General features: G+C 71.6%; 22 protein-coding genes. 6 read left to right on the forward strand and 16 right to left on the reverse strand.

What is annotated here, in order from left to right; genetic code table 11:
• Positions 1–11 precede the first annotated feature (11 nt).
• From ABD875_RS19165 to cysS, 10 genes are all read right to left on the reverse strand, one after another.
• Complete coding sequence (locus ABD875_RS19165; RefSeq protein ID WP_345181199.1) at positions 12–1595, reverse strand: choice-of-anchor P family protein; 1584 nt, start codon at positions 1593–1595, stop codon at positions 12–14.
• Positions 1592–2299 (reverse strand): ABC transporter ATP-binding protein, encoded by a 708-nt coding sequence (locus ABD875_RS19170; RefSeq protein ID WP_345181201.1) that lies wholly within the window; start codon positions 2297–2299, stop codon positions 1592–1594. The genes ABD875_RS19165 and ABD875_RS19170 overlap by 4 nt, the downstream gene beginning before the upstream one ends.
• Positions 2296–3057, reverse strand: a complete 762-nt coding sequence (locus tag ABD875_RS19175; protein ID WP_345181203.1) for an ABC transporter ATP-binding protein — start codon at positions 3055–3057, stop codon at positions 2296–2298. Before ABD875_RS19175 ends, ABD875_RS19170 begins: the two co-directional genes overlap by 4 nt.
• Positions 3038–4993, reverse strand: a complete 1956-nt coding sequence (locus ABD875_RS19180; protein WP_345181205.1) for a branched-chain amino acid ABC transporter permease — start codon at positions 4991–4993, stop codon at positions 3038–3040. Before ABD875_RS19180 ends, ABD875_RS19175 begins: the two co-directional genes overlap by 20 nt.
• Before the next feature lie 2 nt (positions 4994–4995).
• Positions 4996–6432, reverse strand: coding sequence for an ABC transporter substrate-binding protein (locus tag ABD875_RS19185; RefSeq protein WP_345181207.1), 1437 nt, complete (start codon positions 6430–6432; stop codon positions 4996–4998).
• Positions 6433–6519: 87 nt separating this feature from the next.
• Positions 6520–7971, reverse strand: coding sequence for an ABC transporter substrate-binding protein (locus tag ABD875_RS19190; RefSeq protein WP_345181209.1), 1452 nt, complete (start codon positions 7969–7971; stop codon positions 6520–6522).
• 123 nt (positions 7972–8094) lie between these two features.
• A complete protein-coding gene (locus tag ABD875_RS19195) occupies positions 8095–8535 on the reverse strand; it encodes a hypothetical protein (RefSeq protein ID WP_345181211.1) in 441 nt (146 codons plus the stop codon).
• Positions 8536–8854: 319 nt separating this feature from the next.
• A complete protein-coding gene (locus ABD875_RS19200) occupies positions 8855–10354 on the reverse strand; it encodes a metallophosphoesterase (protein ID WP_345181213.1) in 1500 nt (499 codons plus the stop codon).
• 2 nt (positions 10355–10356) lie between these two features.
• Entirely contained in the window at positions 10357–11301 is a 945-nt protein-coding gene (gene rlmB, locus ABD875_RS19205; RefSeq protein ID WP_345181215.1) for a 23S rRNA (guanosine(2251)-2'-O)-methyltransferase RlmB, read from the reverse strand.
• Positions 11301–12677 carry a cysteine--tRNA ligase gene (gene cysS / locus ABD875_RS19210; RefSeq protein ID WP_345181217.1) on the reverse strand — a complete coding sequence of 459 codons (1377 nt, stop codon included), beginning with the start codon at positions 12675–12677 and terminating at the stop codon, positions 11301–11303. The genes rlmB and cysS overlap by 1 nt, the downstream gene beginning before the upstream one ends.
• Positions 12678–12699: 22 nt before the next feature.
• Between cysS and ABD875_RS19215 the strand changes: the two genes are divergently transcribed.
• Positions 12700–13830: a C39 family peptidase gene (locus ABD875_RS19215; RefSeq protein WP_345181219.1), complete on the forward strand. Its 1131-nt coding sequence runs from the start codon at positions 12700–12702 to the stop codon at positions 13828–13830.
• Here ABD875_RS19215 and ABD875_RS19220 read toward each other — a convergent pair.
• Positions 13827–14555, reverse strand: a complete 729-nt coding sequence (locus ABD875_RS19220; RefSeq protein ID WP_345181221.1) for an SDR family NAD(P)-dependent oxidoreductase — start codon at positions 14553–14555, stop codon at positions 13827–13829. The two genes, ABD875_RS19215 and ABD875_RS19220, sit on opposite strands and share 4 nt — an antisense overlap.
• Entirely contained in the window at positions 14555–16123 is a 1569-nt protein-coding gene (locus ABD875_RS19225; RefSeq protein ID WP_345181223.1) for a molybdopterin-dependent oxidoreductase, read from the reverse strand. Before ABD875_RS19225 ends, ABD875_RS19220 begins: the two co-directional genes overlap by 1 nt.
• 31 nt (positions 16124–16154) lie before the next feature.
• Here ABD875_RS19225 and ispF point away from each other — a divergent pair, with 31 nt between their 5' ends.
• Positions 16155–16628, forward strand: coding sequence for a 2-C-methyl-D-erythritol 2,4-cyclodiphosphate synthase (gene ispF, locus ABD875_RS19230; RefSeq protein ID WP_345181225.1), 474 nt, complete (start codon positions 16155–16157; stop codon positions 16626–16628).
• Here ispF and nirD read toward each other — a convergent pair.
• The gene (nirD, locus tag ABD875_RS19235) at positions 16625–16954 is read right to left on the reverse strand and encodes a nitrite reductase small subunit NirD (protein WP_345181228.1); all 330 of its coding nucleotides are present in this window, start codon (positions 16952–16954) and stop codon (positions 16625–16627) included. The two genes, ispF and nirD, sit on opposite strands and share 4 nt — an antisense overlap.
• A gap of 69 nt (positions 16955–17023) precedes the next feature.
• On the opposite strand from nirD, the gene ABD875_RS19240 reads away from it, so the two are divergent.
• Positions 17024–17695, forward strand: coding sequence for an IspD/TarI family cytidylyltransferase (locus ABD875_RS19240; RefSeq protein WP_345181230.1), 672 nt, complete (start codon positions 17024–17026; stop codon positions 17693–17695).
• On the opposite strand, the gene ABD875_RS19245 is transcribed toward ABD875_RS19240, so the two are convergent.
• Positions 17682–18236: a 2-C-methyl-D-erythritol 4-phosphate cytidylyltransferase gene (locus ABD875_RS19245; RefSeq protein ID WP_345181231.1), complete on the reverse strand. Its 555-nt coding sequence runs from the start codon at positions 18234–18236 to the stop codon at positions 17682–17684. The two genes, ABD875_RS19240 and ABD875_RS19245, sit on opposite strands and share 14 nt — an antisense overlap.
• 69 nt (positions 18237–18305) lie before the next feature.
• Positions 18306–18791 (reverse strand): CarD family transcriptional regulator, encoded by a 486-nt coding sequence (locus ABD875_RS19250; RefSeq protein WP_243059025.1) that lies wholly within the window; start codon positions 18789–18791, stop codon positions 18306–18308.
• A 146-nt stretch (positions 18792–18937) separates the two neighbouring features.
• Between ABD875_RS19250 and ABD875_RS19255 the strand changes: the two genes are divergently transcribed.
• The 3 genes from ABD875_RS19255 (at position 18938) to ABD875_RS19265 (ending at position 21095) form a co-directional block, all read left to right on the forward strand.
• Entirely contained in the window at positions 18938–19720 is a 783-nt protein-coding gene (locus tag ABD875_RS19255; RefSeq protein ID WP_345181235.1) for a UbiA family prenyltransferase, read from the forward strand.
• Positions 19721–19782: 62 nt separating this feature from the next.
• The gene (locus tag ABD875_RS19260) at positions 19783–20331 is read left to right on the forward strand and encodes a hypothetical protein (protein ID WP_345181237.1); all 549 of its coding nucleotides are present in this window, start codon (positions 19783–19785) and stop codon (positions 20329–20331) included.
• A gap of 20 nt (positions 20332–20351) precedes the next feature.
• Positions 20352–21095: a phosphoglyceromutase gene (locus ABD875_RS19265; protein ID WP_345181239.1), complete on the forward strand. Its 744-nt coding sequence runs from the start codon at positions 20352–20354 to the stop codon at positions 21093–21095.
• Between the two features lie 15 nt (positions 21096–21110).
• On the opposite strand, the gene phoU is transcribed toward ABD875_RS19265, so the two are convergent.
• On the reverse strand, positions 21111–21767 hold the full coding sequence (gene phoU, locus ABD875_RS19270; protein WP_345181242.1) for a phosphate signaling complex protein PhoU: 657 nt from the start codon (positions 21765–21767) through the stop codon (positions 21111–21113).
• Between the last annotated feature and the right edge of the window lie 42 nt (positions 21768–21809).

The following is a 21809-nucleotide window of genomic DNA, read 5'->3' on the forward strand; positions in this document are numbered from 1 at the left end:
CGCAGTCATCGTCAGGCCTTTCTGAGATCGGGCAGGCCGCTGTCGAGGCCGTGGGAACAGGAGCCGGTGCCACCGAGGGCGAGGACGCCGGCCTTGCGCAACCAGGTGCCGCCGACGGCGGCGAGGGCGATGCCGGCGATGAGGAGCGCCGCCGGGATCGAGTACAGCGGAGGCAGGCCGGAGCCGGCCAGCTCGGCCGGGGGCAGGTCACCCGTGGTGGCCGGAGCGTCTCCTCCGGCAGCCGCTGCCGGAGCGGCGGCCGTCGGGGCGGAGCCGGACGACGCCACGCCGCCGGAGCCGCCCGCCGCGGCGCCGGGCTCGGTGGTGCCGGGATCGTTGTCGGGCACCTCGGTCGGGATCTCGATGCCCTGGACGGTGTCGACCTGGGTGCTGGCGACGCCCAGCGTCACGACCACGCGCGGCGCGAGCCCGGCGAGCGCCTGCAGGGTGCTCTTCAGCTCCGGCGGGTCGCTGGGCAGCGCGCCGATGATGTCGTCGATCGGCAGCGCGTCGAGCTGCTTGCGCAGCACCGAGGTGTCGATGTCGAGGACGAGCCCGGACACGTCGTTCGAGGCCTTGTCGCCCTTCACCGTCCGCTGCGGCCTGGTGAGCCCGATCTCGACCCCGAGCTGGGCGAGCGCGTCGGTGAGCTGCGCGGGCAGCTCCGGCACCTCGCCGCCCTGGCCGGCGGCGACGACGCCGTCCGGGCCGAAGGAGAACTCCTGCCCGGCCACGGTCATGCCGCCCAGCACGGTCCGCCCGGAGGTGCTGGCCTTCGCGCCGTCGCTGCTGCTGGAGCTGGTGGAGACGAGTCCCTCGAGGGTGACGATGCCGCCGAGCAGCGACACGTCGCCGAGCGCGGACCGCGCCGTCGTGACGACCTTGCCGTCGGAGACGACGTTCTGGCTCGAGGAGGTGTAGCCCTCGAGGTCGACCAGCGCCGCGAGCTCGGGCGGCAGGCCGGGCGTCGGCGTCGGCGCCGGGTCCTCCTCGGCCGCCGTGGTGAGCCCGCCGGTGATCGCCGCGCCGAACTGCTGCAGCAGGTCGGCACCCGGCAGCCCGGGAAGACCGGGTACGCCGGGAGTCTCGCCGCCGCCGTCGCCGCCCTTCTTCTCGGTGCCGTCGCCCACCTGGCCGTCGGGCGAGAAGCCTGCCTGGGCGACGGTCCTGGTCTCGCTGGCGCTGGTCCGCATGACCATGCCGGGGAACGGCTCGTCCGCCTGCTTCTCCTCGCCGGACGGCGAGCTGGAGTTCACCTGCACCGGGTAGCCGTTCTCGCCGAGCTCCTTGGGCAGGCCGAGCTGCTCGACGAACGTCTTCATGCCCTCACCGACCGGGTCGCCCGGCCACAGCCAGCTGGCGCGGCCGGCGGAGCTGCCGGAGTCGGCCTCGACGGTGGTGTAGCCGAGCTCGACCTCGAGCTGCGGGTCCGCCGGGATCGGGATCGTCGGCTCGTAGAGCTCGATCTTCACCGGCGCCGCGACGGCGACCGTGCGGTACCCGCTGAACGCCGGGTCCTCGCTGGCCCCGGCCGAGACCGGCAGCGCGGCGCCGACCAGGGCGGTAGCAGCGAGCGGGACGAGAAGTCTTTTCATGCTGCCCCTCCGAGGATGACGTCGGACATCGTGTCCATGATTTCGCTGGGCTCTCCGGTGGCGACGATGCGGCCGCCGGTCATGACCGCCGCGTAGTCGGAGACCCGGAGCGCGGTGCGGGCGAACTGCTCGATGCAGAGGATCGAGACCCCGCTCTCGGCGATCTGCGCGACGGTGTCGTAGAGCTCGTCGACGATCAGCGGCGCCAGCCCCATCGACAGCTCGTCGAGCAGCAGCAGCGCCGGGTCGGACGCGAGCGCCCGGGACATCGCGAGCATCTGCTGCTCGCCGCCGGACATGGTGCCGGCGAGCTGGTGCCGCCGGTCGTGCAGCCGCGGGAAGTAGGAGTACGCCGTGTCGAGCACGGCGTCGGCCGCGACCCCGGCGTACGACATCAGCGTGAGGTTCTCCTCGACCGTGAGGTTCGGGAACACCGAGCGGCCCTCGGGCACCGTGCACAGCCCGAGGCGGGCGAGCTCCTCGGCGGAGGCGTCCTGCACGTGCACGCCACCGAGGTGGATGTCGCCGGACGTCGGCTTCTTCTGGCCGCTGATGACCTTGACCAGGGTGCTCTTGCCGCCGCCGTTCGGGCCGAGCAGCGCCATCACCGCGCCCTTCGGGACGCTCAGGTCGACGCCGCGCAGGACCTCGATGCGGCCGTACGCCGCGTGCAGGCCGACGATCTCGAGGATGGGAACGCTCATGAGATCGCCTCCAGGACCTGGGTGTCGTCGGACTCGTCGGCGTAGCCGAGGTAGGCCTTCTGGACCGCCGGGTCGGCGCGGATCACGGCCGGCGGGCCGGACGCGATGACCTTGCCGAAGTCGAGCACGTGCAGGTCGTCGCAGACCGACATCACCAGCTCCATGTCGTGCTCGACCATGACGATCCCGCGACCCTCGGCGGCGAGCTCGGCGAGCAGCTCGCCGAAGGCCTGGGTCTCCGACTCGTCGAGGCCGGAGGACGGCTCGTCGAGGAGCAGCAGCTTCGGCTGACCGGCCAGGCAGCGGGCCAGCTCGAGCAGGCGGGCGACGCCGGTGGGGATCGAGTCCGCGCGCTCGTCGGCGTACGCCGCGATCCCGACGCGCTCGAGCAGTCCGTCCACGTCGGTGCCGACCGGCCGGACCAGGCCGGCGATCCCGCGGTGGATGTCGCGGGCGACGCGGACGTTGTCGCGCACCGTCAGCGAACCGAAGGCCTCGAGGCGCTGGAACGTGCGGCCCATCCCGCGTCGCGAGCGGCGGTGCACCGGCAGCCGGGTGATCGCGCGGCCGTCGAAGCGGACCGTCCCGTGGTTGGGCTTCTGGAGGCCCGTGATCACGTTGAAGCAGGTGGTCTTGCCCGCGCCGTTGGGCCCGATCAGGCCGGTGATCCGGCCCGCCTCGGCGGTGAACCCGGCGTGGTCGACGGCGGTCACGCCACCGAACCGGACGACGACGTCCTCAACCTCGAGCAGCGACATGAGCGCCCTCCTTGAGCGGGATGTTGGTCTCGCTGTCGTCCTCGGTGCGAGGCCGGGGCAGCGGCAGCACGGGCACGGCCGTGCGGATCCGGTCGCCGAAGCGGGAGTCGAGCCGGCGGCCGAGGCCGAAGACCAGGTTGGCCAGGCCGTTGGGGTCGCGGCCGAGGGCGACCGCACCGAAGCCGAGGATCGCGAACACCAGCCCGGCGAGCTCGGGCCGCGAGCTCTGCAGCACCGGGAGCAGCATCAGGCCGATCCCGCCGAGCGTCGCCCCGGTCACCGACGTGACGCCGCAGACCACGGCGAGCAGCAGCAGCGGCAGGCTGTTGAAGAGCTGGAAGTCGGCGGCGCCGATGGTGCCACGCAGGCCCGCGAACAGCCCGCCGGCGAGGCCGGCCATCCCGGCGGAGAGCCCGAACAGCGCGACCCGGAACCAGCGCATGTCCAGCCCGAGCGTGCCGCAGGCGGCCGGGCTGTCGCGCATGGCGATCAGCAGCCGGCCGAGCACACCGCGGCGCAGCAGCAGCAGGGCGAGCGACATCAGCACGAAGAACGCCGTCATCACCAGCACGTACCGGCCGGTCGAGGAGAACTCGTAGCCGAGGACCGTGAGCCGCTGGGCGCTCAGGGTGCCGTTGAAACCGAACGCGAAGTCGGCCTGGAAGACCAGCTTGTCCATGAGCACGCCGAACGCGAGCGTCGACAGCGCGAGGTACAGGCCGGTGAGCCGCAGCACGGGCAGCGCGACCAGCGCGCCCACCCCCGCGGCGATCAGCGCGGACATCAGCAGCCCGTAGAGGTTGGGCTCGTCGAGCTTCGCGTACGCGAGCGCACCGACGCCGGCGAACGTGAACTGGGCGAGCGAGACGTGGCCGCCGTACCCGGTGAGGAGGACCAGCGAGAGCATCACCATCGCGTACGTCGCCGCGGTCCCGACGAGCAGCAGGTCGGCGTCCGACATCGAGGCCGCGAGCAGCGCGACCAGGACGAGCAGGGCACCGCCCCAGCCGACGGACTTGGTCATCGACGGCAGCGGTGCGGTGACGATGCCCTTGACCTGCCCGATGCGCAGCTGGGCTTGCGGCATCGCGATGATCACCACGAAGAGGAACAGCGCCGGCACCACCGCGCGCAGCCCCGCGAGGCTGCCCTCGCTGGGGAGGTAGGCGACCGCGAAGGACTGGAGCACGCCGAGCCCCATCGCGCCGACGAACGTCAGCGGCAGGCTCTGCAACCGGCCCAGCATGGCGGCGGCGTAGGCGTTGATGACCAGCAGGGTGAGGTCGTAGTAGGAGAGGCCGATCACCGGCGACAGCAGGATGCCGGCGAGGGCGGCCAGCGAGATCCCGATCGCCCAGGACAGCGACGCGACGTGGTCGGGGTTGCCGCCGAACAGCCGCAGCAGCACCGGGTTGTCGACCGACGCCCGCATGGCGGTGCCGATCCGGGTGCGGTTGAGCAGCAGGTAGAGCAGCAGGGCGACGACGGCCGAGAGCGCGATCGTGATGATCTGGTGCGCGGTGACGTAGGTGTCGCCGATCTGGAGTCCCTTGTCCGGCAGGAACGGCGGCACCGTCCGCGGCTCCGGGGGCCAGATGTACTGCGCCAGGCCGATCAGGCCGACGAAGAGCCCGACGGTCACGACCAGCGAGACGCTGACCGGACCCTCGCCGAGGCCTCGCGTGACGAACCGCTGCACCAGCCAGCCGGTGCCGGGCGCGACCACGCCGAGCACGAGGAACAGCGCCAGCCAGGTGGGCATGCCCTGGCGCTGGCTGAAGTCCCAGAACGTGAAGGCCATGACCATGCCGAACGCACCGTGGGCGATGTTGAAGACCCGGGTCGTCGTGTAGGTCAGCACCAGGCCGCTCGCCGCGATGGCGTACGCCGCTCCGGTGAAGAGGCCGAGGATGGTGAAGGAGATGATCGTGGACATCGTCAGTTCCCGTTCAGGAGCGGGCCGCAGGCGAAGCCGCCAGGGGAGACCTGACGCCACTTGCCGCCGTCGAGCTGGAGCACGGATCCGCAGTTCGACGTGACCTTCGTGCCGACCTGCTGGGGGACGTGGAGGCCGTTGCCGGTCCAGCCCTTGACGCTCTTGATCGCGGCCACGAGCGACGCGCGGCTGAGCTTGCCACCGAGCTGGACCGCCTGCTCGACGAACAACCGGGCCGCGGACCAGGCGTAGAGGCCGAAGTAGTTCGGTGTGGCGCCGGGCTTCACCTGCTCGAGCCACGAGCGGTAGAGCTGCATCTCCTTGACGGAGTAGTCGTCGAAGAGCTCGGTCGTCGACCAGGCGTAGACGCCGTCGCCGTTGTCGCCGGCCTGCTCGACGAAGTTCTGGTCGTAGATGGTCGAGTCCTGGACGAACGCCTCGGGCTCGAAGCCCTGCTGCTGCATGGCATCGAGCAGCTTCACGGTGTTCTGGTACGGGCCGGTGTAGGTCACCAGCTCGATGCCCTTGTCCTTCATCTCCTGGACGTACGGCGCGTAGTTGAACTCGGAGACGTCGATGCCCTTGAAGTAGTCGACCTTCCAGCCCGCGCGGTTGTAGGCGTTGCGGAACATCTCGGCGTTGACGGCGGCCGCGCCGGCGTTGATGTAGAGGACCGCGGCATGCTGCGTGGCGCTCTTGAACTTCGAGAGGAAGTAGCGCGGCATCGACCCGTTGACGGCGCCCGGGTCGACGGCCTGCGCGGCGAAGCAGGTGGCGCAGTCGCGACGCTCGGGCGTGGTGGTGGTCGAGCGGATGTCCGGGAGGCCGCAGTCCTCGGCCGGGCCGGCGCCACCGGAGTCGAACGCCGACATCGACCCGACCGCGGCGAACGCTTCGTCGCAGGCCTTCGTGTAGGCCTGCTGGTCGGCGCCCGCGTCGGCGCGGCTGTCGAGCAGCTGCACCTCGAGCTTGCGGCCGCAGATGTCGTTGGTGGCGTTGAAGTACGCGGCGTACGCCCGCGTCGCCTCCTGCGCCGACTCGAAGATCCCGGGCACCGGGCCCGAGATGTCGGAGATGTTGGCGATCGTGATCGTCTTGTCGGTGATGCCGGTCTGGTTCTTGAAGCCGTCGCAGCTGCCGGCCTTGCCGGCGCCGGCCGCGGCGTTCGCGCCGGTGCCCTCGGTCGCGGGGCCGGCCGCGCCGCCGCTGCTCCCGGTCGTGCCGGTGCTGCCGTCCGAGCCGCCCGTCGTACCGCCCGACCCGCCGTCCGCAGTCAGGCCGGTGCCGCCGTCGACGCCGCCGGCAGCAGTGTCACCGGAGCCCCCGACCGTGGTGCCGTTGACGGCGGCGACCGTGTCGGGGTCGAGCTGGGAGCCACACCCGGCCAGGGCGACCGCGACCGCGACGGCGGCGACGGTGAGCAGTCGGACCCTACGCATGGTTCCCTCCCTGGAGACCGAACGTGATGCTCGTCTCAACGAGGTCCGCACGACTTGGTGACGCCTGTCTGGACATCCGGACGCCGATCACGAGGACGTCGTGCCGCTGCAGAGGTACTTCGTCCCGCCGACCGGGACCCAGCGACCGCCCTTGAGCTGGATGAACCGCCAGCACTCGCCGGTGCGCCGCGGACCCACGTGCTGGGGCGAGTGCATGCCGTTCGCGGTCCAGTTGTCGACCTTGCCGACGTCGGCCAGCAGGCTCTGCCGGCTGAGCCGGCCGCCCAGCGTGATCGAGCGCTCGACGAACAGCCGCGCGGCCGACCAGGAGAACAGCCCGAAGAAGCTCGGCTCAGCGCCGGGCTTCACCTGCTGGAGCCAGCTCATGTAGAGCTGCAGCTCCTTGTTGCTGCTGGCTTCCTCGAACGGCGTGAAGTTGATGAACAGCGTGGTGCCCTCGACCGCGTCACCGCCGTTCTGGACGAACTCGGTGGTGTACGCCGTCGGGTCGAGCATGAACACCTCGGGGTCGAAGCCCTGCTGCTTCATCGCGTCGGCCAGCCGGACGAACTGCGCGGACGCCCCGATCATCTGGACGTACTCGATGCCCTTGCTCTTCATCTCCTGCACGTACGGCGCGTAGTTGAACTCGGAGATGTCGATGCCCTTGACGTAGTCGAAGGTCATGCCGCGGTTCTCCATCGCGGAGACCTGGACCTCGGCGTTCTCCGCCGCGGCCCCGGCGTTGATGTAGAGCATCGCCGCGTTCTTCGCGGCGTCCGGGTGGTTCTTCTTCACGAAGTCGGGCACGGCGTTCTGGAACTCGGTGGCGACGGTCGACTGGGCGCCGTAGCAGGTGGTGCAGTCCTGGCGGTCGAACGTCACCGACGCCGAGCGGATGTCGGGCAGCCCGCAGTCCTGGGCGGTCTTGGCGCCGCCGGAGTCGAACGCCGACATCGAGCCGACCATCGCGAACGTCTCGTCGCAGCCCTTCGCGTAGGCCTGCTGGTCCGCAGCGGCGTCGGTGCGGCTGTCGTACGCCTTCAGCTCGAGCTTGCGGCCGCAGATGTCGCTGGTGGCGTTGAAGTAGGCGACGTAGGCGCGGACGGCGTCCTGGCTGGCCTCGAACAGCCCGGGCACCGGCCCGGACACGTCGGAGGCGTTGCCGATGACGACGGTCTTGTCGGTGATGCCGGTCTGGTTCTTGAAGCCGTTGCAGCTGCCGGCCTTCGCGCCGCCGGTCGCGGAGTTCGCCCCCGTGCCCTCCTGCGCCTCCCCGCTGCCGCCCCCCGTGGACGTCGAGCCTCCGGCCGTCGTCGTGCTCCCTCCGTCCCCGGTGCTGCCCGGCACCGAGCCGTCCGGGCCGGTGACGGTGCCGTCCGCCGCCACCACCTCGCCGTCCGGGCCGACGCTCGTGCCGTTGACGGCCGCGACGGTGTCGGGGTCGAGCTGGGAGCCGCACGCGGCGAGGGAGAGCGCGACCAGCGCACAGACAGGTGCCAGCACGGCACGACGGATCCGGACCACGAGGGCCTCCACGGAGCTAGAACACGTATCAGTTCTGGCTCAACGAGGAGGGCGGCCGGAGGTGACGGTCAACACACGTGGCGCGCTCCCATGGACCTCGAATCGCTCTGACGCGTTGATCCCGCCCAGACAAGTTCAGATGGGATCGCAGGCATCGTCCGTCACGGAAGGCCCGCACTGGACGAGCCCCACAGCGAGATGGATGTCGTGCTCCTTGCCGTCGTCGCCGACAAGCGTCACGTCGATACCTCGGATCTCGGTGTACGCCTCGCCGACCACCTCGAGCCCGACCACCAGACGAACGCCGGCCGCCTGCGCCGAGATCGTCGAACCCACCGCCGGTCCGAGCCCTTCCAACCAGCGCACGACCGGCGGAAACTCGTCGGTGACGTCGAACGTGGGGTTGCCCTCCTGAGTGAGCTGATAGCCGAGGACGGTCAACCCCGTGCCCCGCATCTCGACGGAAACATCCTCGATTCGACCGGCGACAGGAGCCTCCACTGTTCCCAGACCGAACGAGAAGCGTTTCCCGACGGGATACGTAATTTCCGTAACGGCATCGAGTCCGAGCGACATGATCGGGACGTCCGATTGCGGTGGAACTGCGCTATCCCCCGAGCATCCGGCGAGTACGAGAACACTCGCGAAACAGGCCGCACCCACACGAGGAAGCATTGAACGGGCCCTCACGACAGGGCCCTGACGGCTTGCGCGTGCACGCCGGTTCCGTTCAGTCCGAGCATGTGTCGACTTCCTCCCGACGACGAGACACGTGCGCAGATCCTCACAGAAGACCGCTCTCCGGATGTCCGATTGCAGTCAAGAGAGACATCGGGCGCGATGAGCACGCACCCCGAGCGTCACACTGCCCGTGCTGGTCTAGCCGGGCCCTGAGCTACTGCACGGTGAGAGGCGGATAGGTCAGCTCGACGTACGCCCCGACCTCGAAGACCCCGTTGGTCTGGATGTCGACCCACTGGATACCCGCCGGGTGGCCGTCGCGGTAGGTGATCAGGCTGATCTCGGCCTCGTGCTTGGGCTTGCTCCCCAGCGCGATGGCGTACGCCGCTCCGCCCGCGGTGCCGGTCGTGTAGCGGTACCCCGTGGAGCCGTTCTCGCCGACGGTCGGCTCTGGGCCGACCCGGTTGTGCAGGTGGCCGCCGAGCACCAGCTGCACACAGCCGCGGTTGAGCGCCTCGCGGCCGAGGTTCGCGTCGTGGACCAGCATGGTCACCAGCCCGCCCTCGACCTCGCACGCGGCATCGGCCATCCGCTCCTCGACCTCGGCGAACGACAGACCGACCTCGTCGCGCCAGCTGCCGAGGCCGCTGGAGCGCGGGTCGTCGACACCGAGCAGCGTCGTGCCCGCGGGTCCCTCGACCACCTCGCCGTCCAGCATCGTCCAGCCGTGGTCGGACATGTAGTCGCTGACGAAGTCACCGTGGTCGTGGTTGCCGGCGACGCCCCAGCGGTCGAGGCCCGCGAAGGCCGCGCTCACCGAGTCGAGGGAGAACGCCTCCCAGCTGCTGCCCGTCGAGGTGTCGTCGCCGCCGTCGAACACCGCCGTCGCGCCGGCCGCGTCGGCGATCGCGCGGGCGACGGGGTCCATGCCGATGTTGTCGTGCCGGTCGGACACGAAGACCACGACCGTGTCGCCCTCCTCAGGCACCCGCAGGTCCAGGGTGGCCGCGTGCTCCTCCGCCGCCGCGTAGAACTCCTTGCTCGTGTCGTAGGTGTCGACCGCGCTCTCGACCAGTCGGCGGGTCTGGGACGTGGTGACGTCACCGCGCACCTGGACGTCGTCGAGCTCGTCGGGGACCGGGACGTCGGGGCCGAGGAACTCCTGCAGGGACACCCAGTCACCACCGCCCACCGGAGTGGCCGGCTCGCGCCACGGCTGCCAGACCGCGATCCCGAGCACGACGGCCAGGACCACCGCGACCACCCCGGTGCGGAGCTGGAACCGGCCCGCCAGCTCCCGCCGGCGGGTCGGACCGATGAGCAGCCACACCACCACGGGCACCAGGCCGAGCACGGCGCCGCGCACCAGGGCGTCGACCGCCATCGACTCGACGGCATGACCGATCTTGGCCAGCTGGCCTTCGGGCTGGCTGGCGAGCAGGGCGTAGCGCTGGACGAGCTCGTCGGTCGACTTCGCGTCGGTCTTCCCGAGCTGGACGTCGACACCGACGACCCTGCCACTGTCCACACGCACGTCCGGGAGGATCGGCCCGGCGTCCAGCACGGCCTTGCCGGACAGGTCCGGCGAGACGACCGCGTCGTGGCTGGCCAGCTCGACGGTGCGGCTGCTGGTCAGGAACAGCACCAGCCCGACGAGGACGGCACAGAGCAGCCAGACCCCGACGTAGGTCAGGATCCGAGCAGTCCGGCGCACGGTCAGCGGCGCGCCTCGGCGATGGCGTAGAGCGCGACCGAGGCCGCCACCCCCGCGTTCAGCGACTCGAGGCGGTTCGCCATCGGGATGGACACCAGCTGGTCGCAGGTCTCCGACACCAGCCGCGAGAGACCCTCGCCCTCGGAGCCCACCACGACCACGAGCGGGCCGTCGGCCAGGTCGAGGTCCGGCAGGCTCACGTCGCCCTCGGCGGCCAGGCCGACGACCATGCAGCCGGCGTCCTGGTAGGCCTTGAGCTGACGGGTGAGGTTCACGGTCTGCGCGACCGGGATCCGGGCGGCCGCGCCGGCGCTGGTCTTCCACGCCGCGGCGGTCATGCCGGCCGCGCGCCGCTCCGGGATGACCACGCCGTGCGCGCCGAACCCGGCCGCGCTGCGGATGATCGCGCCGAGGTTGCGCGGGTCGGTGATGTGGTCGACCGCGACGATCAGCGGCTTCTCCACGTTCTTCGCGGCCAGGTCGAGGAGGTCGTCGGGGTGGGCGTACTCGTACGCCGGGATCCGCGCGACCAGGCCCTGGTGGACGCCGCCGCCGACCATCCGGTCCATCTCGGTCTTGGTGACCTCGAGCAGCTTGACGCCCTTGTCGGACGCGAGCTGGAACGCCTCGCGCAGCCGCCCGTCGCGCTCGGCGCCCTCGGCGACGTACAGCGCGTTGATCGGCACGCCCTCACGCAGCGACTCGACGACCGGGTTGCGGCCGATGATCCACTCGGCGTCACCGGTCGTGCGCCGCTTCGGCTTGGTGGCGGCTGCCTTCTCGGCGCGCTTCGCGGCCTTGTGCGCCTTGTGGTACTCGCGGTCCTTGGCCTTCGGCGTCGGACCCCGCCCCTCGAGCCCGCGCTTCACGCGGCCACCCGACCCGGCGGTCGGGTTGCCCTTGCCGGACTTCTTGATCGCGCCCTTGCGCTGGCTGTTCCCTGCCATCAGGCAATGCTCCACTTCGGTCCGTCAGGGGTGTCCTCGACCTCGATGCCGGCGGCCTGGATCCGGTCGCGGATCGCATCGGCGGTGGCGAAGTCCTTGTTCGCGCGGGCCTCGGCGCGCTGCTCGAGCAGGCCGGCCACGAGCGCGTCGACTGCGTCCGTGAGCTTCTGGTCGTCGCCGCCCGCGCTGCCCCACGCGGGGTCGGCGGGGTTGACCCCGAGCACGTCCAGCATCGCGACCACCTGGGCGGCGTACGGCGCCGGGTCGTCGGCCTTGTTCCCCTCGCGCACGGTGTCGTAGACGACCGCCACGGCGGCCGGCGTCCCGAGGTCGTCGTCCATCGCGGCAACGAACGCGTCAGGCAGCGCTCCGGCCTCGACGTCGCCGGCCCGCTCCAGGAAGCTCTCGATCCGCCGGAACCCGACGGCCGCCTCGTCGAGCGCCTCGAACGAGAACTCCACGTGGCTGCGGTAGTGCGCGGCGACGATGTAGAAGCGCAGCTCGATGCCGCGGTACTTCTGGAGGACCGACGGGATCGCCAGCGAGTTGCCCAGCGACTTGCTCATCTTCTCGCCGGCGGTGGTGATCCACGCGTTGTGCATCCAGTACGACGCGAACGGGTGGCCGGCCGCACGGGACTGGGCCTGCTCGTTCTCGTGGTGCGGGAAGCGCAGGTCGACGCCGCCGCCGTGGATGTCGAACGCGGTGCCGAGGTACTTGCCCGCCATCGCCGAGCACTCGATGTGCCAGCCCGGGCGGCCGCGGCCCCAGGGGCTCGGCCAGGACGCGGTCTCCGGCTCGGACTGCTTGCGGCCCTTCCACAGCGCGAAGTCGCGCGGGTCGCGCTTGCCGCGTGGGTCGGCGTCCTCGGCGGCCTCCATGTCGTCGACCTTCTGGCGGGTGAGCTCGCCGTACTGCGGCCAGGAGCGCACGTCGAAGTAGACGTCGCCCGAGCCGTCGGCCGCGGCGTACGCGTGGCCCTTCTCGATCAGCGTCTCGATGAGCTCGAGCATCTCCGGCACGTGCCCGGTGGCCAGCGGCTCGTACGTCGGCGGCGCGACGTTGAGCGCGGCGTAGGCCTTGTCGAGCTCGCGCTTCATGGCGGCGGCGTGGGAGTACCAGGGCCGGCCGAGCGTGTCGGCCTTGGCCAGGATCTTGTCGTCGATGTCGGTGACGTTGCGGATGAACGTCACGTCGAACCCGCGGTGGGCGAGCCAGCGCTGCAGCACGTCGAAGTTCACCGCCGAGCGGACGTGCCCGACGTGCGGCTCGGACTGCACGGTGAGACCACAGACGTACAGACCGGCCTTCCCCTCCTCGAGGGGAACGAAGTCACGGACTTCGCGGGTCGCGGTGTCGTACAGCCTGAAGGTCACCGGCCAAGTCTAGGGTTTGAGGGTGCGACGCCTGACATCCTCGTTCCTGGCCTCGGTCCTCGCCGGCTCCCTCCTCGCTCCGCTGCTGGCCGCGGCGCCGGCCACGGCCGCACCGGCCCGGCAGATCGAGTACACCGAGTGGGACGCCCCCGCCGGGCTCCAGGCGCTTCCCGCCGGGGTCGACCGGCGCGCGTGGACGACCCCGTGGACCTCTCCGGGCTTCGCGCTCACCCGGCTGATCCCCTCGTGGTCGGCGCGCACGCCCGGCGACAGCCAGGTGCGCATCGAGGTGCGCGGCCGCACCGACGCGACCACCTCGTCCTGGGACACGATCGCGACCTGGACGTCGGGGGACCGGCACTTCGAGCGCACGACGTACGGCGCGCAGTCCGACGACCTCGCGTCCGTGAACGTGGACACGTGGGTCGTCCCGGCCGGCGTCACGTCGTACCAGCTGCGGGTCACGATGGTCCGCGCCGCCGGCCAGAAGACGTCGCCCCGCGTGGACATGGTCGGCGCGATGGCGTCGCTGCTGCCGTCCGTCGACTCCGTGCGGACGTCGCGTCCGGGCCCGGGCCGAGGCGTCGTGCTGGACGTGCCGCGCTACTCACAGATGGTGCACAGCGGTCACTACCCGCAGTACGGCAGCGGTGGTGAGGCCTGGTGCTCGCCGACCTCGACGTCGATGGTGCTCGGCTACTACGACGCGCTGCCCAAGGCGAAGGCGTACTCCTGGGTCCCCTCCGACCACGTCGACCCGTGGGTCGATCACGCCGCGCGGATGACCTACGACTACGAGTACGACGGCACCGGCAACTGGCCGTTCAACACCGCGTACGCCGCGAGCCTGGCCGGGCACGCCTACGTCACCCGGCTGCGGTCCCTGCGCGAGGCCGAGACCTACATCGCCGACGGGATCCCGCTGGTCGCCTCGATCGCGTTCGGCGAGGGCGAGCTGGACGGCGCGCCGATCTCGTCGACCAACGGGCACCTGCTGGTGATCGTCGGCTTCACGCAGTCCGGCGACGTGATCGTCAACGACCCGGCGGCCGCCACGCGTGCCGGGGTGCGGCGCACCTACGACCGCGGGCAGTTCGAGAACGCCTGGATCCCCAAGTCCGGTGGCACCGTCTACGTGATCACCCGGGACTAGACGCCGTACCCGCCGTCGACGTCGAGCTTCTGGCCGGAGACGAACCCGGCGCGGTCGGAGGCGAGGAAGCAGACCGCCTCGGCGACGTCCTCGGCGGTGCCGAAGCGGCGGAGCGGGATGTTGCGGCGGGTGATCGCGAGCGCCTCCTCGGACAGCTCCCCCGACGAGATCAGCCGTTCGGCCATCCCGTCGGTGAGCATCCCCGGGCCGACGGCGTTCACCCGGACGCCGTACCTGCCCTCCTCGGCGGCCAGGGCCCGCACCATCGCCTCGACGGCCGCCTTGGGCGCCGACGACAGCCCGTCGCGAACCGGGAAGCGCGCGGTGGCCGCGGTGGTCACCGCGACGACCGACCCCTGGGACGTCCGCAGGTGCGCCAGCGCCGGCTGGACGACCGCGAAGAACCCGGCCGCGTCGGCGGCGAGCTGGGCGGCCATCGCGGCGGGCTCGACGTTCGACAGGTGCCTCATCGGCACGTGCGGGCCGGCGGCGTACACCAGCGTGTGCAGGCCGCCGTGGTCCTCGACCACGGCCTCGACCACCCGCGCGGCATCGTCCGGGACCGTGAGGTCGAGGGCGTACGACGAGCCCTCCGGCCGCGTGGTGCGGTACGTCGTCGCGACGGTCGCTCCCCGCTCCGCCAGCATCCGCGCGATCACGCTGCCCAGGCCGCCGCTGCCGCCGATCACCAGGGCCGCGCCCGCGCGGCCGTCGAAGTCCGCCATCACTCGTCGTCCTGTTCCGTCGCCGTGAAGTCGACCTGGTGCCAGCCGGTCGCGCCGTCCGGCACCGGGTCGACCTCCTCGCTGGTCTGCACCTCGCCGTTCGCGTCGGTCGCTCGGACGACGACCGTGTGGTCGCCGGGCTCGACGTCCACCTGGGCCACCCACTGGACCCAGGTGTCGGTGCTCGGCACCTCGGCGAGCGTCGCGGTCTGCCACTCGCCGTCGTCGACCGAGATCTCGACGCTGCGGATGCCGGTGTGCTGCGACCACGCGACGCCGGCGATCGGCGCCCCGCCGGCGGCGATCTCACCCCCGCCGCGGGGGACGTCGATCCGCGATGCGAGCTTCACCGGCCCGAGCTCGGACCAGCCCTGCTCGGTCCAGTACGCCGAGATGTCGGCGAACCTCGTCACCTTCATCTCCACGACCCACTTGCACGCGGAGACGTAGCCGTAGAGGCCCGGCACGATCGTGCGCACGGGGAAGCCGTGGTCGATCGGCAGCGGCCGGCCGTTCATGGCCACCGCGAGCATCGCGTCGCGGTCGTCGGTCAGCACCGAGAGCGGCGTGCCGCACGTCCAGCCGTCGTCCGAGGTCTGCAGCACCGCGTCCGCACCCGGCTGCACGCCGGCCTCGCGGAGCAGGTCGGCGATCCGCACGCCGCTCCACCACGCGTTGCCGATCAGGTCGCCGCCGACCTCGTTGGACACGCAGTTGAGCGTCACCCAGGCCTCGGTCAGCGACCGCGCGATCAGCTGCTGGTAGTTGATGACGACCTCGCGGTCGACCATCCCGTGGATGCGCAGCTCCCAGTCCGCGGGCTCGATCGTGGGCACCGCGAACGCGGTGTCGATCCGGTAGAAGTCGTCGTTCGGCGTCGCCCAGGCCGTCATGTCGGGCACGTCCACGCGGGCGCCCTTCGGGATGTCCGGCGTCGTGACCCCGGGCAGGCGGAGCAGCCGCCGGGTCTCCTCGACGTGCCGCCGTCCCCGGCCGACCGCCCGGCCGACCACGCCGAGCCCGATGCCGACCGCAGCCATCGTCCCCGCGCGCAGCAGGAACGTACGCCGGGTGTGGTCCGGGTGCGTGGGGTCGGCGGCGTCGAGCCCGGGCTCGGTCTCGGCCACGGCGAGCTCGTGGCGGCGCAGCGGCTCGGTGAGCAGCGAGAGGCAGACCAGCCAGGTCGCGAACCCGGCCGCGACCGGCAGCAGGTCGAGCGTCGTCGCGCCCCGCTGGTCGTAGACCGCGATGCCGCCGATCACGGCGAGCACGCCGAACACGATCGTCGGCGCCCACCACGTGGTCCGCGCCAGCCGGCCGGCCCAGGCGAACAGCAGCCCGCTGAGCACCAGGATCACCAGCATCAGGAACGGCTTGTCCTTGTCGCCCAGGATCTTGATGGCTCGCTCCACCACCGGACCGGGCGTCAGCCGGACGACCAGCTCGGCGACCGCGACGTTCGGGGCGTCGCGGATGGTGGTCACCATCGCCAGGAAGTAGGCCATGGCGAGCCCGGCGAAGCCGGCCACCAGACCGGCGATCGACCACGCACCGCGGGAGGTCCTCACGCGCTGATTCTCGCTCAGGCATGATCGGCGCGTGGACAGACTCCCCCGTGTCGGCCTCGGCACCGACGTGCACCGCCTCGTCGACGGCGTCCCGCTGCACCTCGCGGGGCTGTCCTGGCCCGACGAGCCGCAGGGCCTCGAGGGTCACTCGGACGCCGACGTCGCGGCCCACGCCGCGTGCGACGCGCTGCTGTCGGCGGCCGGCCTCGGCGACCTCGGCTCGAACTTCGGCACGGCCGAGCCGCAGTGGGCCGGGGCGTCCGGCGCCGCCCTGCTCGAGGAGACCGCACGCCGAGTGCGAGCGGCCGGCCTCGAGATCGGCAACGTCGCCGTCCAGGTCATCGGCAACCGTCCGCGCCTGGGCCCGCGCCGCGCCGAGGCCGAGGCCGCTCTCTCCGCGGCGGCCGGCGCGCCGGTGACCGTCTCCGCCACCACGACGGACGGCCTCGGCCTGACCGGCCGGGGCGAAGGCATCGCCGCCTTGGCAACGGCACTGGTCTACTAGGCCTCCTTGCGCGGACCGACCTGCACGACCCCCTCGACCACTCGGACGTCGTACGCCGGGATCGACACATGGTCGTCGTCGAGGCACCTGCCGCTGCGCAGGTCGAACGCGTGCCGGTGCGCGGGCGACGCGACGAACGGGACCCCGCCCCGGACACCGACGATGCCGCGCGCGATCACCGACGCCTTCGCGAACGGGTCGTGGTTTCCCAGCGCGTAGACCGTGTCGTCCTGGGTCCGGAAGATCGCCAGCGCCTGCCCGTGCACGAGGGCCGTCGCGCCGCGCTCGACCTCGAGCTCGACGACCCGGCACACCGGTTGCCACATGCGCAGCAACGTAAAGCCGCCATGTGACGCCCCTGTTTCGCCGGATCACAGCCATGAAAAACTCCGCGGGTGACAGCCGCCGTCGTGATCCTCGCCGCCGGGGCTGGTGCCCGCGTGGGCGCCGGCTCCAACAAGGTGCTGCTGCCGCTCGGCACGGTGCCGGTGCTGGCCTGGTCGGTGCGCGACGCGCTCACGCTCGACGACGTGCGCCGGGTGCTCGTGGTCGTCCGGCCGGGCGAGGCCGACGACGTGGCCGCGGCCCTCGCCCCGCACCTCGGCGACGGCGAGGTCGGCATCGTCGAGGGCGGTGCGACCCGGCACGGCTCGGAGTGGAACGCGCTCCAGGCGCTGCGCGGGGAGATCGAGTCCGGCGAGGTCGACGTGGTCGCGATCCATGACGGCGCCCGGCCGCTCGCCGGGCGTGCGCTGTTCACCGCGACCATCGCGGCCGCTCGCGAGCGGGGCGGTGCGATCCCGTGCGTGCGGCTGCCCGGGCTGCTCGCGCTCGACGGGCGCGCGCTCCCCGCGGAGCTCGACGGCGTGCAGACCCCGCAGGCGTTCCGGGCGGCCGCGCTGCTCGCGGCGTACACCCGCGCCGACGCGGACGGCTTCGACGGCACCGACACGGCGGCCTGCTGGACCCGCTACACCGACCTCCCGGTGGCGGCGGTGCCGAGCAGCCCGCGGAACCTGAAGATCACGTTCCCCGAGGACCTGGAGCTCGCGCTCAGGCTCCGGTGAGCGCCTCGAGCACGCGCACGTCGTCGTCGGAGCCGACGCGGCGGGCGGACGGCGGCGCCTCGACCAGCTCGACGGGGTAGCGCCGCCGCAGCTCGGCGACCAGGTCCACGAAGTCCTCGGTCGGCAGCGCGTCGAGCGACGCGACGACCTCGGCGGGCAACACCACCGGGGAGGCGACCGCGACCAGACCGTCGCGGTCGAGGGTCTCCCCGACCAGCCCGCCCTCGACGACCTTGACGGTGTCGGTGACCGGGCGGACGCCGACCACCACGCAGCCGCGCTCGACCGCGCGGGCGACGCACGCGGCCACGAAGGCGGGCGGTGTCATCGGGCACAGCGGGTCATGCAGCACGAACGGCTCGCCGGACTCGGCGAGCGCCGACCACGGCACGGTGTCGTCGACCGGCGTCACGCCGGCCTCGCCCAGCGCCCACGCGGCGCAGGCGACCAGCGCCTCGCCGTGGATCAGCGCGAACGGCAGCGTGCCGCGCCCGTCGGTGACCACGGTGCCGAGCGCGGGTGCTGCCTCGTCGTACTCCACCCTCGCGACCCTAGACGCCACGAGGCCCCCGGGATCATCCCGGGGGCCTCGTGAACGTGGATCTGTGGATCAGGAAGCGAGCACCTCGTCGAGGAGGGCCTCGGCCTTGTCCTCGTTGGTGTGCTCCGCCAGAGCCAACTCGGAGACGAGGATCTGGCGGGCCTTCGCCAGCATCCGCTTCTCACCCGCCGACAGGCCACGGTCGCGCTCCCGGCGCCACAGGTCGCGGACGACCTCGGCCACCTTCATGACGTCGCCACTGTGCAGCTTCTCGAGGTTCGCCTTGTAGCGGCGCGACCAGTTGGTCGGCTCCTCGACGTGCGCGGCCCGGAGGACGTCGAACACGCGGTCGAGGCCCTCCTTGTCGACGACGTCGCGAACTCCGACCAGATCGAGGTTGCATGCGGGTACCCGGACAACCAGGTCCTGCTGGGCGACGATACGGAGTACGAGGTACTGCCTGTCTTCTCCCTTGATGGTCCGCATCTCGATGTCTTCGATGACTGCGGCTCCGTGATTCGGGTAAACAACCGTTTCGCCGACGGTGAAAGTCATATGTCAGGTACCCCTTCCTAGGTGTTCATTCTAACACGTGTTCGAAGGGGCTCCAGCACCGTTTCTGCAGGTCAGGGGCACAATGCGGGCTTGACAGATCACGGGGTCATGTGTTGGCGGCACCCTTCCGGGTGATACTGCGGGGTATGTCGCCGACCCTGCGCCAACGCCAGCCCGACACGGTCGACCCGGGTCAGCCACGCCGTGCCGAGCGCCGCCGGACCCTCGCCCACACCACGCCCGTACTGCTGCTGCGCGCCGCGCACCCGCGCCAGGCGGCCCTGACCGCGACCGGTCTCGCGGTCGCCGCCGCCATCAGCGGCCGGCCCGGTCGCGAGGTGCTCCTCGTGCTCGCCACCGTGCTGGTGGGGCAGGCGGTCCTGGGGTGGCACAACGACCTGGTCGACCGCGACCGCGACGCGCGCCGGCTGCCGAGCGGCAAGCCGATCGCCGACGGCTACCTCGAGCCCGGGACGGCCTGGTTCGCGCTCACCTGCGGCGTCCTGCTGCTGATCCCGCTGGCGGTCATGAACGGCATCACCGCGGGCTGCCTCTACCTCGCGTCCGTCGCGGTCGGTCTGGTCGGCAACGTGGCGCTGCGCGGCACCCTGCTGTCGTGGCTGCCCTGGGCGGTGTCGTTCGGGCTATACCCCGCGTTCCTGTCGTACGGCGGGTGGGGTGGCCAGGCGGTCGGCGACGCGCCGCAGCCGGCGATGGTCGCGCTCGCCGCGGCGCTCGGCGTGGGCGTTCACGTGCTGTGCGCGCTGCCCGGCCTGGTGGCCGACCACGAGGACGGCGTACGCCACCTCCCGCTGCGGATCGCGCTCAAGACCGGAGCGACGAAGCTCCTCGTGCTGGCCGTGGCATGGACGGTGCTGGTCGTGGTCGGGATGCTCGTCGTCGGCAACTCCGTAGGCCTCGGCAGGTAGCCCCAACGGGACCGCTAGGCTGTGCCTCGCACCAGTCGCAGTCGACCGTGAAGGCCTTCACCATGCACCTCCGTCCGCCCGCTGCCCGCCTGCTCGCCGCAGGTGGCGCGCTCGCGCTCGCCACTGTGCTGTCCTCGTGTGGCTTCAACTACGCCACCGACCGGGTCTACACCCCCGCCGAAGGCACCAACGACCGCACCACCGACGTCGACGTGCTCGGCGCGGTGATCGTCTCGGGCCAGGAGGGCTCGGGCACGTTCATCGCGACGTTCGCGAACAACGTCCAGGACGACTCCTCGACGGTCGACGCGTTCGCGGGCGCCGGCGACGACGCCGACCTCGAGGTCGAGGGCTTCGAGCCGATCGAGATCCGGCCGGGCGACATGGTCAACCTCGCCGACGAGGGCGGGATCGTCGTCCGCGGCGACTTCGGCCCCGGTGACTTCGTCCATGTCGAGCTGACGTTCGGCGACGGCGAGTCCATCGAGATGGACGTCCCGGCGACCCCGCCGTGCGACGAGTTCGAAGGCCTCGACGACTCGGCCGAGGGCTCGACCGAGACCTACGACTGCGAGGTCGCGGAGCCGGTCGGCGAGCACGCCGAGCACTGACCCACCGAGGAGTCCCCCGCATGACCCACACGCTCGTCCTGCTCCGCCACGGCGAGAGCGAGTGGAACGCCAAGAACCTCTTCACGGGTTGGGTGGACGTCCCGCTCAACGACAAGGGTCGCGCCGAGGGCGCCCGCGCGGGTGAGCTCATCCGCGAGTCCGGCCTGCTGCCGGACGTCGTGCACACCTCGCTGCTGCGCCGCGCGATCAACACCGCCGCGCTCGCGCTCGACGTGGCCGACCGGCACTGGATCCCGGTGCGCCGCTCCTGGCGGCTCAACGAGCGCCACTACGGCGACCTCCAGGGCAAGAACAAGAAGGAGACGCTGGAGGCCTACGGCGAGGAGCAGTTCATGCTCTGGCGCCGCTCCTTCGACGTGCCCCCGCCGCCGATCTCCGACGACAACGAGTGGTCGCAGGCCGGCCTGCCGCAGTACGCCGGCCTCGGCGACGAGCTGCCCCGCACCGAGTGCCTCAAGGACGTCATCGAGCGCTTCCTGCCGTACTGGGAGTCCTCGATCGTCCCCGACCTGCGCGCCGGGCACACGGTGCTCGTCGCCGCGCACGGCAACAGCCTGCGGGCGCTGGTCAAGCACCTCGACGGCATCAGCGACGAGGACATCGCCGGCCTCAACATCCCGACCGGCATGCCGCTGGTCTACGAGCTCGACGACAAGCTCGCGCCGACCGTCCGCGGCGGCACCTACCTCGACCCCGAGGCCGCCGCGGCCGCAGCCGCCGCCGTCGCCAACCAGGGTCGCTGACGTCTCACTCCGACGTCAGGCGCCGACGGCCCGCGGGTTCTCGCCGGTCACGACGAACACGACCCGGTTCGCGACCGAGACGGCGTGGTCGGCGATCCGCTCGTAGTAGCGGCCCAGCAGGGCGATGTCGACGGCCGCCTCGACGCCGTGCTCCCAGTCGGAGGAGAGCAGCTCGGCGAAGCTCGCGCGGCGCAGCTGGTCCATCTCCTCGTCGGCGTGGGCGAGGGCGAGCGCGTCCTCGATGTCGCGCTCGGTGATGATCGACGAGACCCGGTGCACCATGTCCTCGGCGACCGCGGCCATCCGCTCGATGATCGGCCGCACCGGCTCCGGCACGGCGAGGTTCGGCACCCGCAGGCGGGCGATCTTCGCGACGTGCACGGACAGGTCGCCCATCCGCTCGAGCTCGCTCACCATGCGCAGCGCCGCCACCACGGTCCGCAGGTCGCTCGCGACCGGCTGCTGCAGCGTCAGCAGCAGGAACGCCGAGTCCTCGACGCGCTCGCGGGCTCGGTCGATGTCGTCGTCCGCGCTGATCACGCTCTCGGCGATCGCGGGGTCGCCGCTGAGCAGCGCCTCGGTCGCCAGGCGTACGGCGGTCTCGACGCTCTCGCAGATACCGGCAAGGTCTCGGAACATCTGGTCGAGCTGATCGTGGAAGGCCTCTCGCATGACGGGGAGCGTAGGTGGGCGACATGTACGGCCGGGGCGGTT

Source organism: Nocardioides caricicola, assembly GCF_039541135.1.
In the GTDB taxonomy this organism is placed as follows: Bacteria; Actinomycetota; Actinomycetes; order Propionibacteriales; family Nocardioidaceae; genus Nocardioides; species Nocardioides caricicola.

What these genes read in the sequence shown, in the direction of transcription:
- ABD875_RS19195 (WP_345181211.1), bottom strand. Translation starts at nt 8,535, where the DNA reads ATGTCGCTCGGACTCGATGCCGTTACGGAAATTACGTATCCCGTCGGG.
- ABD875_RS19185 (WP_345181207.1), bottom strand. Translation starts at nt 6,432, where the DNA reads ATGCGTAGGGTCCGACTGCTCACCGTCGCCGCCGTCGCGGTCGCGGTC.
- ABD875_RS19260 (WP_345181237.1), top strand. Translation starts at nt 19,783, where the DNA reads ATGCACCTCCGTCCGCCCGCTGCCCGCCTGCTCGCCGCAGGTGGCGCG.
- ABD875_RS19165 (WP_345181199.1), bottom strand. Translation starts at nt 1,595, where the DNA reads ATGAAAAGACTTCTCGTCCCGCTCGCTGCTACCGCCCTGGTCGGCGCC.
- nirD (WP_345181228.1), bottom strand. Translation starts at nt 16,954, where the DNA reads ATGTGGCAACCGGTGTGCCGGGTCGTCGAGCTCGAGGTCGAGCGCGGC.
- ABD875_RS19170 (WP_345181201.1), bottom strand. Translation starts at nt 2,299, where the DNA reads ATGAGCGTTCCCATCCTCGAGATCGTCGGCCTGCACGCGGCGTACGGC.
- ABD875_RS19265 (WP_345181239.1), top strand. Translation starts at nt 20,352, where the DNA reads ATGACCCACACGCTCGTCCTGCTCCGCCACGGCGAGAGCGAGTGGAAC.
- ABD875_RS19250 (WP_243059025.1), bottom strand. Translation starts at nt 18,791, where the DNA reads ATGACTTTCACCGTCGGCGAAACGGTTGTTTACCCGAATCACGGAGCC.
- ABD875_RS19255 (WP_345181235.1), top strand. Translation starts at nt 18,938, where the DNA reads ATGTCGCCGACCCTGCGCCAACGCCAGCCCGACACGGTCGACCCGGGT.
- ABD875_RS19220 (WP_345181221.1), bottom strand. Translation starts at nt 14,555, where the DNA reads ATGGCGGACTTCGACGGCCGCGCGGGCGCGGCCCTGGTGATCGGCGGC.
- rlmB (WP_345181215.1), bottom strand. Translation starts at nt 11,301, where the DNA reads ATGGCAGGGAACAGCCAGCGCAAGGGCGCGATCAAGAAGTCCGGCAAG.
- phoU (WP_345181242.1), bottom strand. Translation starts at nt 21,767, where the DNA reads ATGCGAGAGGCCTTCCACGATCAGCTCGACCAGATGTTCCGAGACCTT.
- ABD875_RS19175 (WP_345181203.1), bottom strand. Translation starts at nt 3,057, where the DNA reads ATGTCGCTGCTCGAGGTTGAGGACGTCGTCGTCCGGTTCGGTGGCGTG.
- ABD875_RS19180 (WP_345181205.1), bottom strand. Translation starts at nt 4,993, where the DNA reads ATGTCCACGATCATCTCCTTCACCATCCTCGGCCTCTTCACCGGAGCG.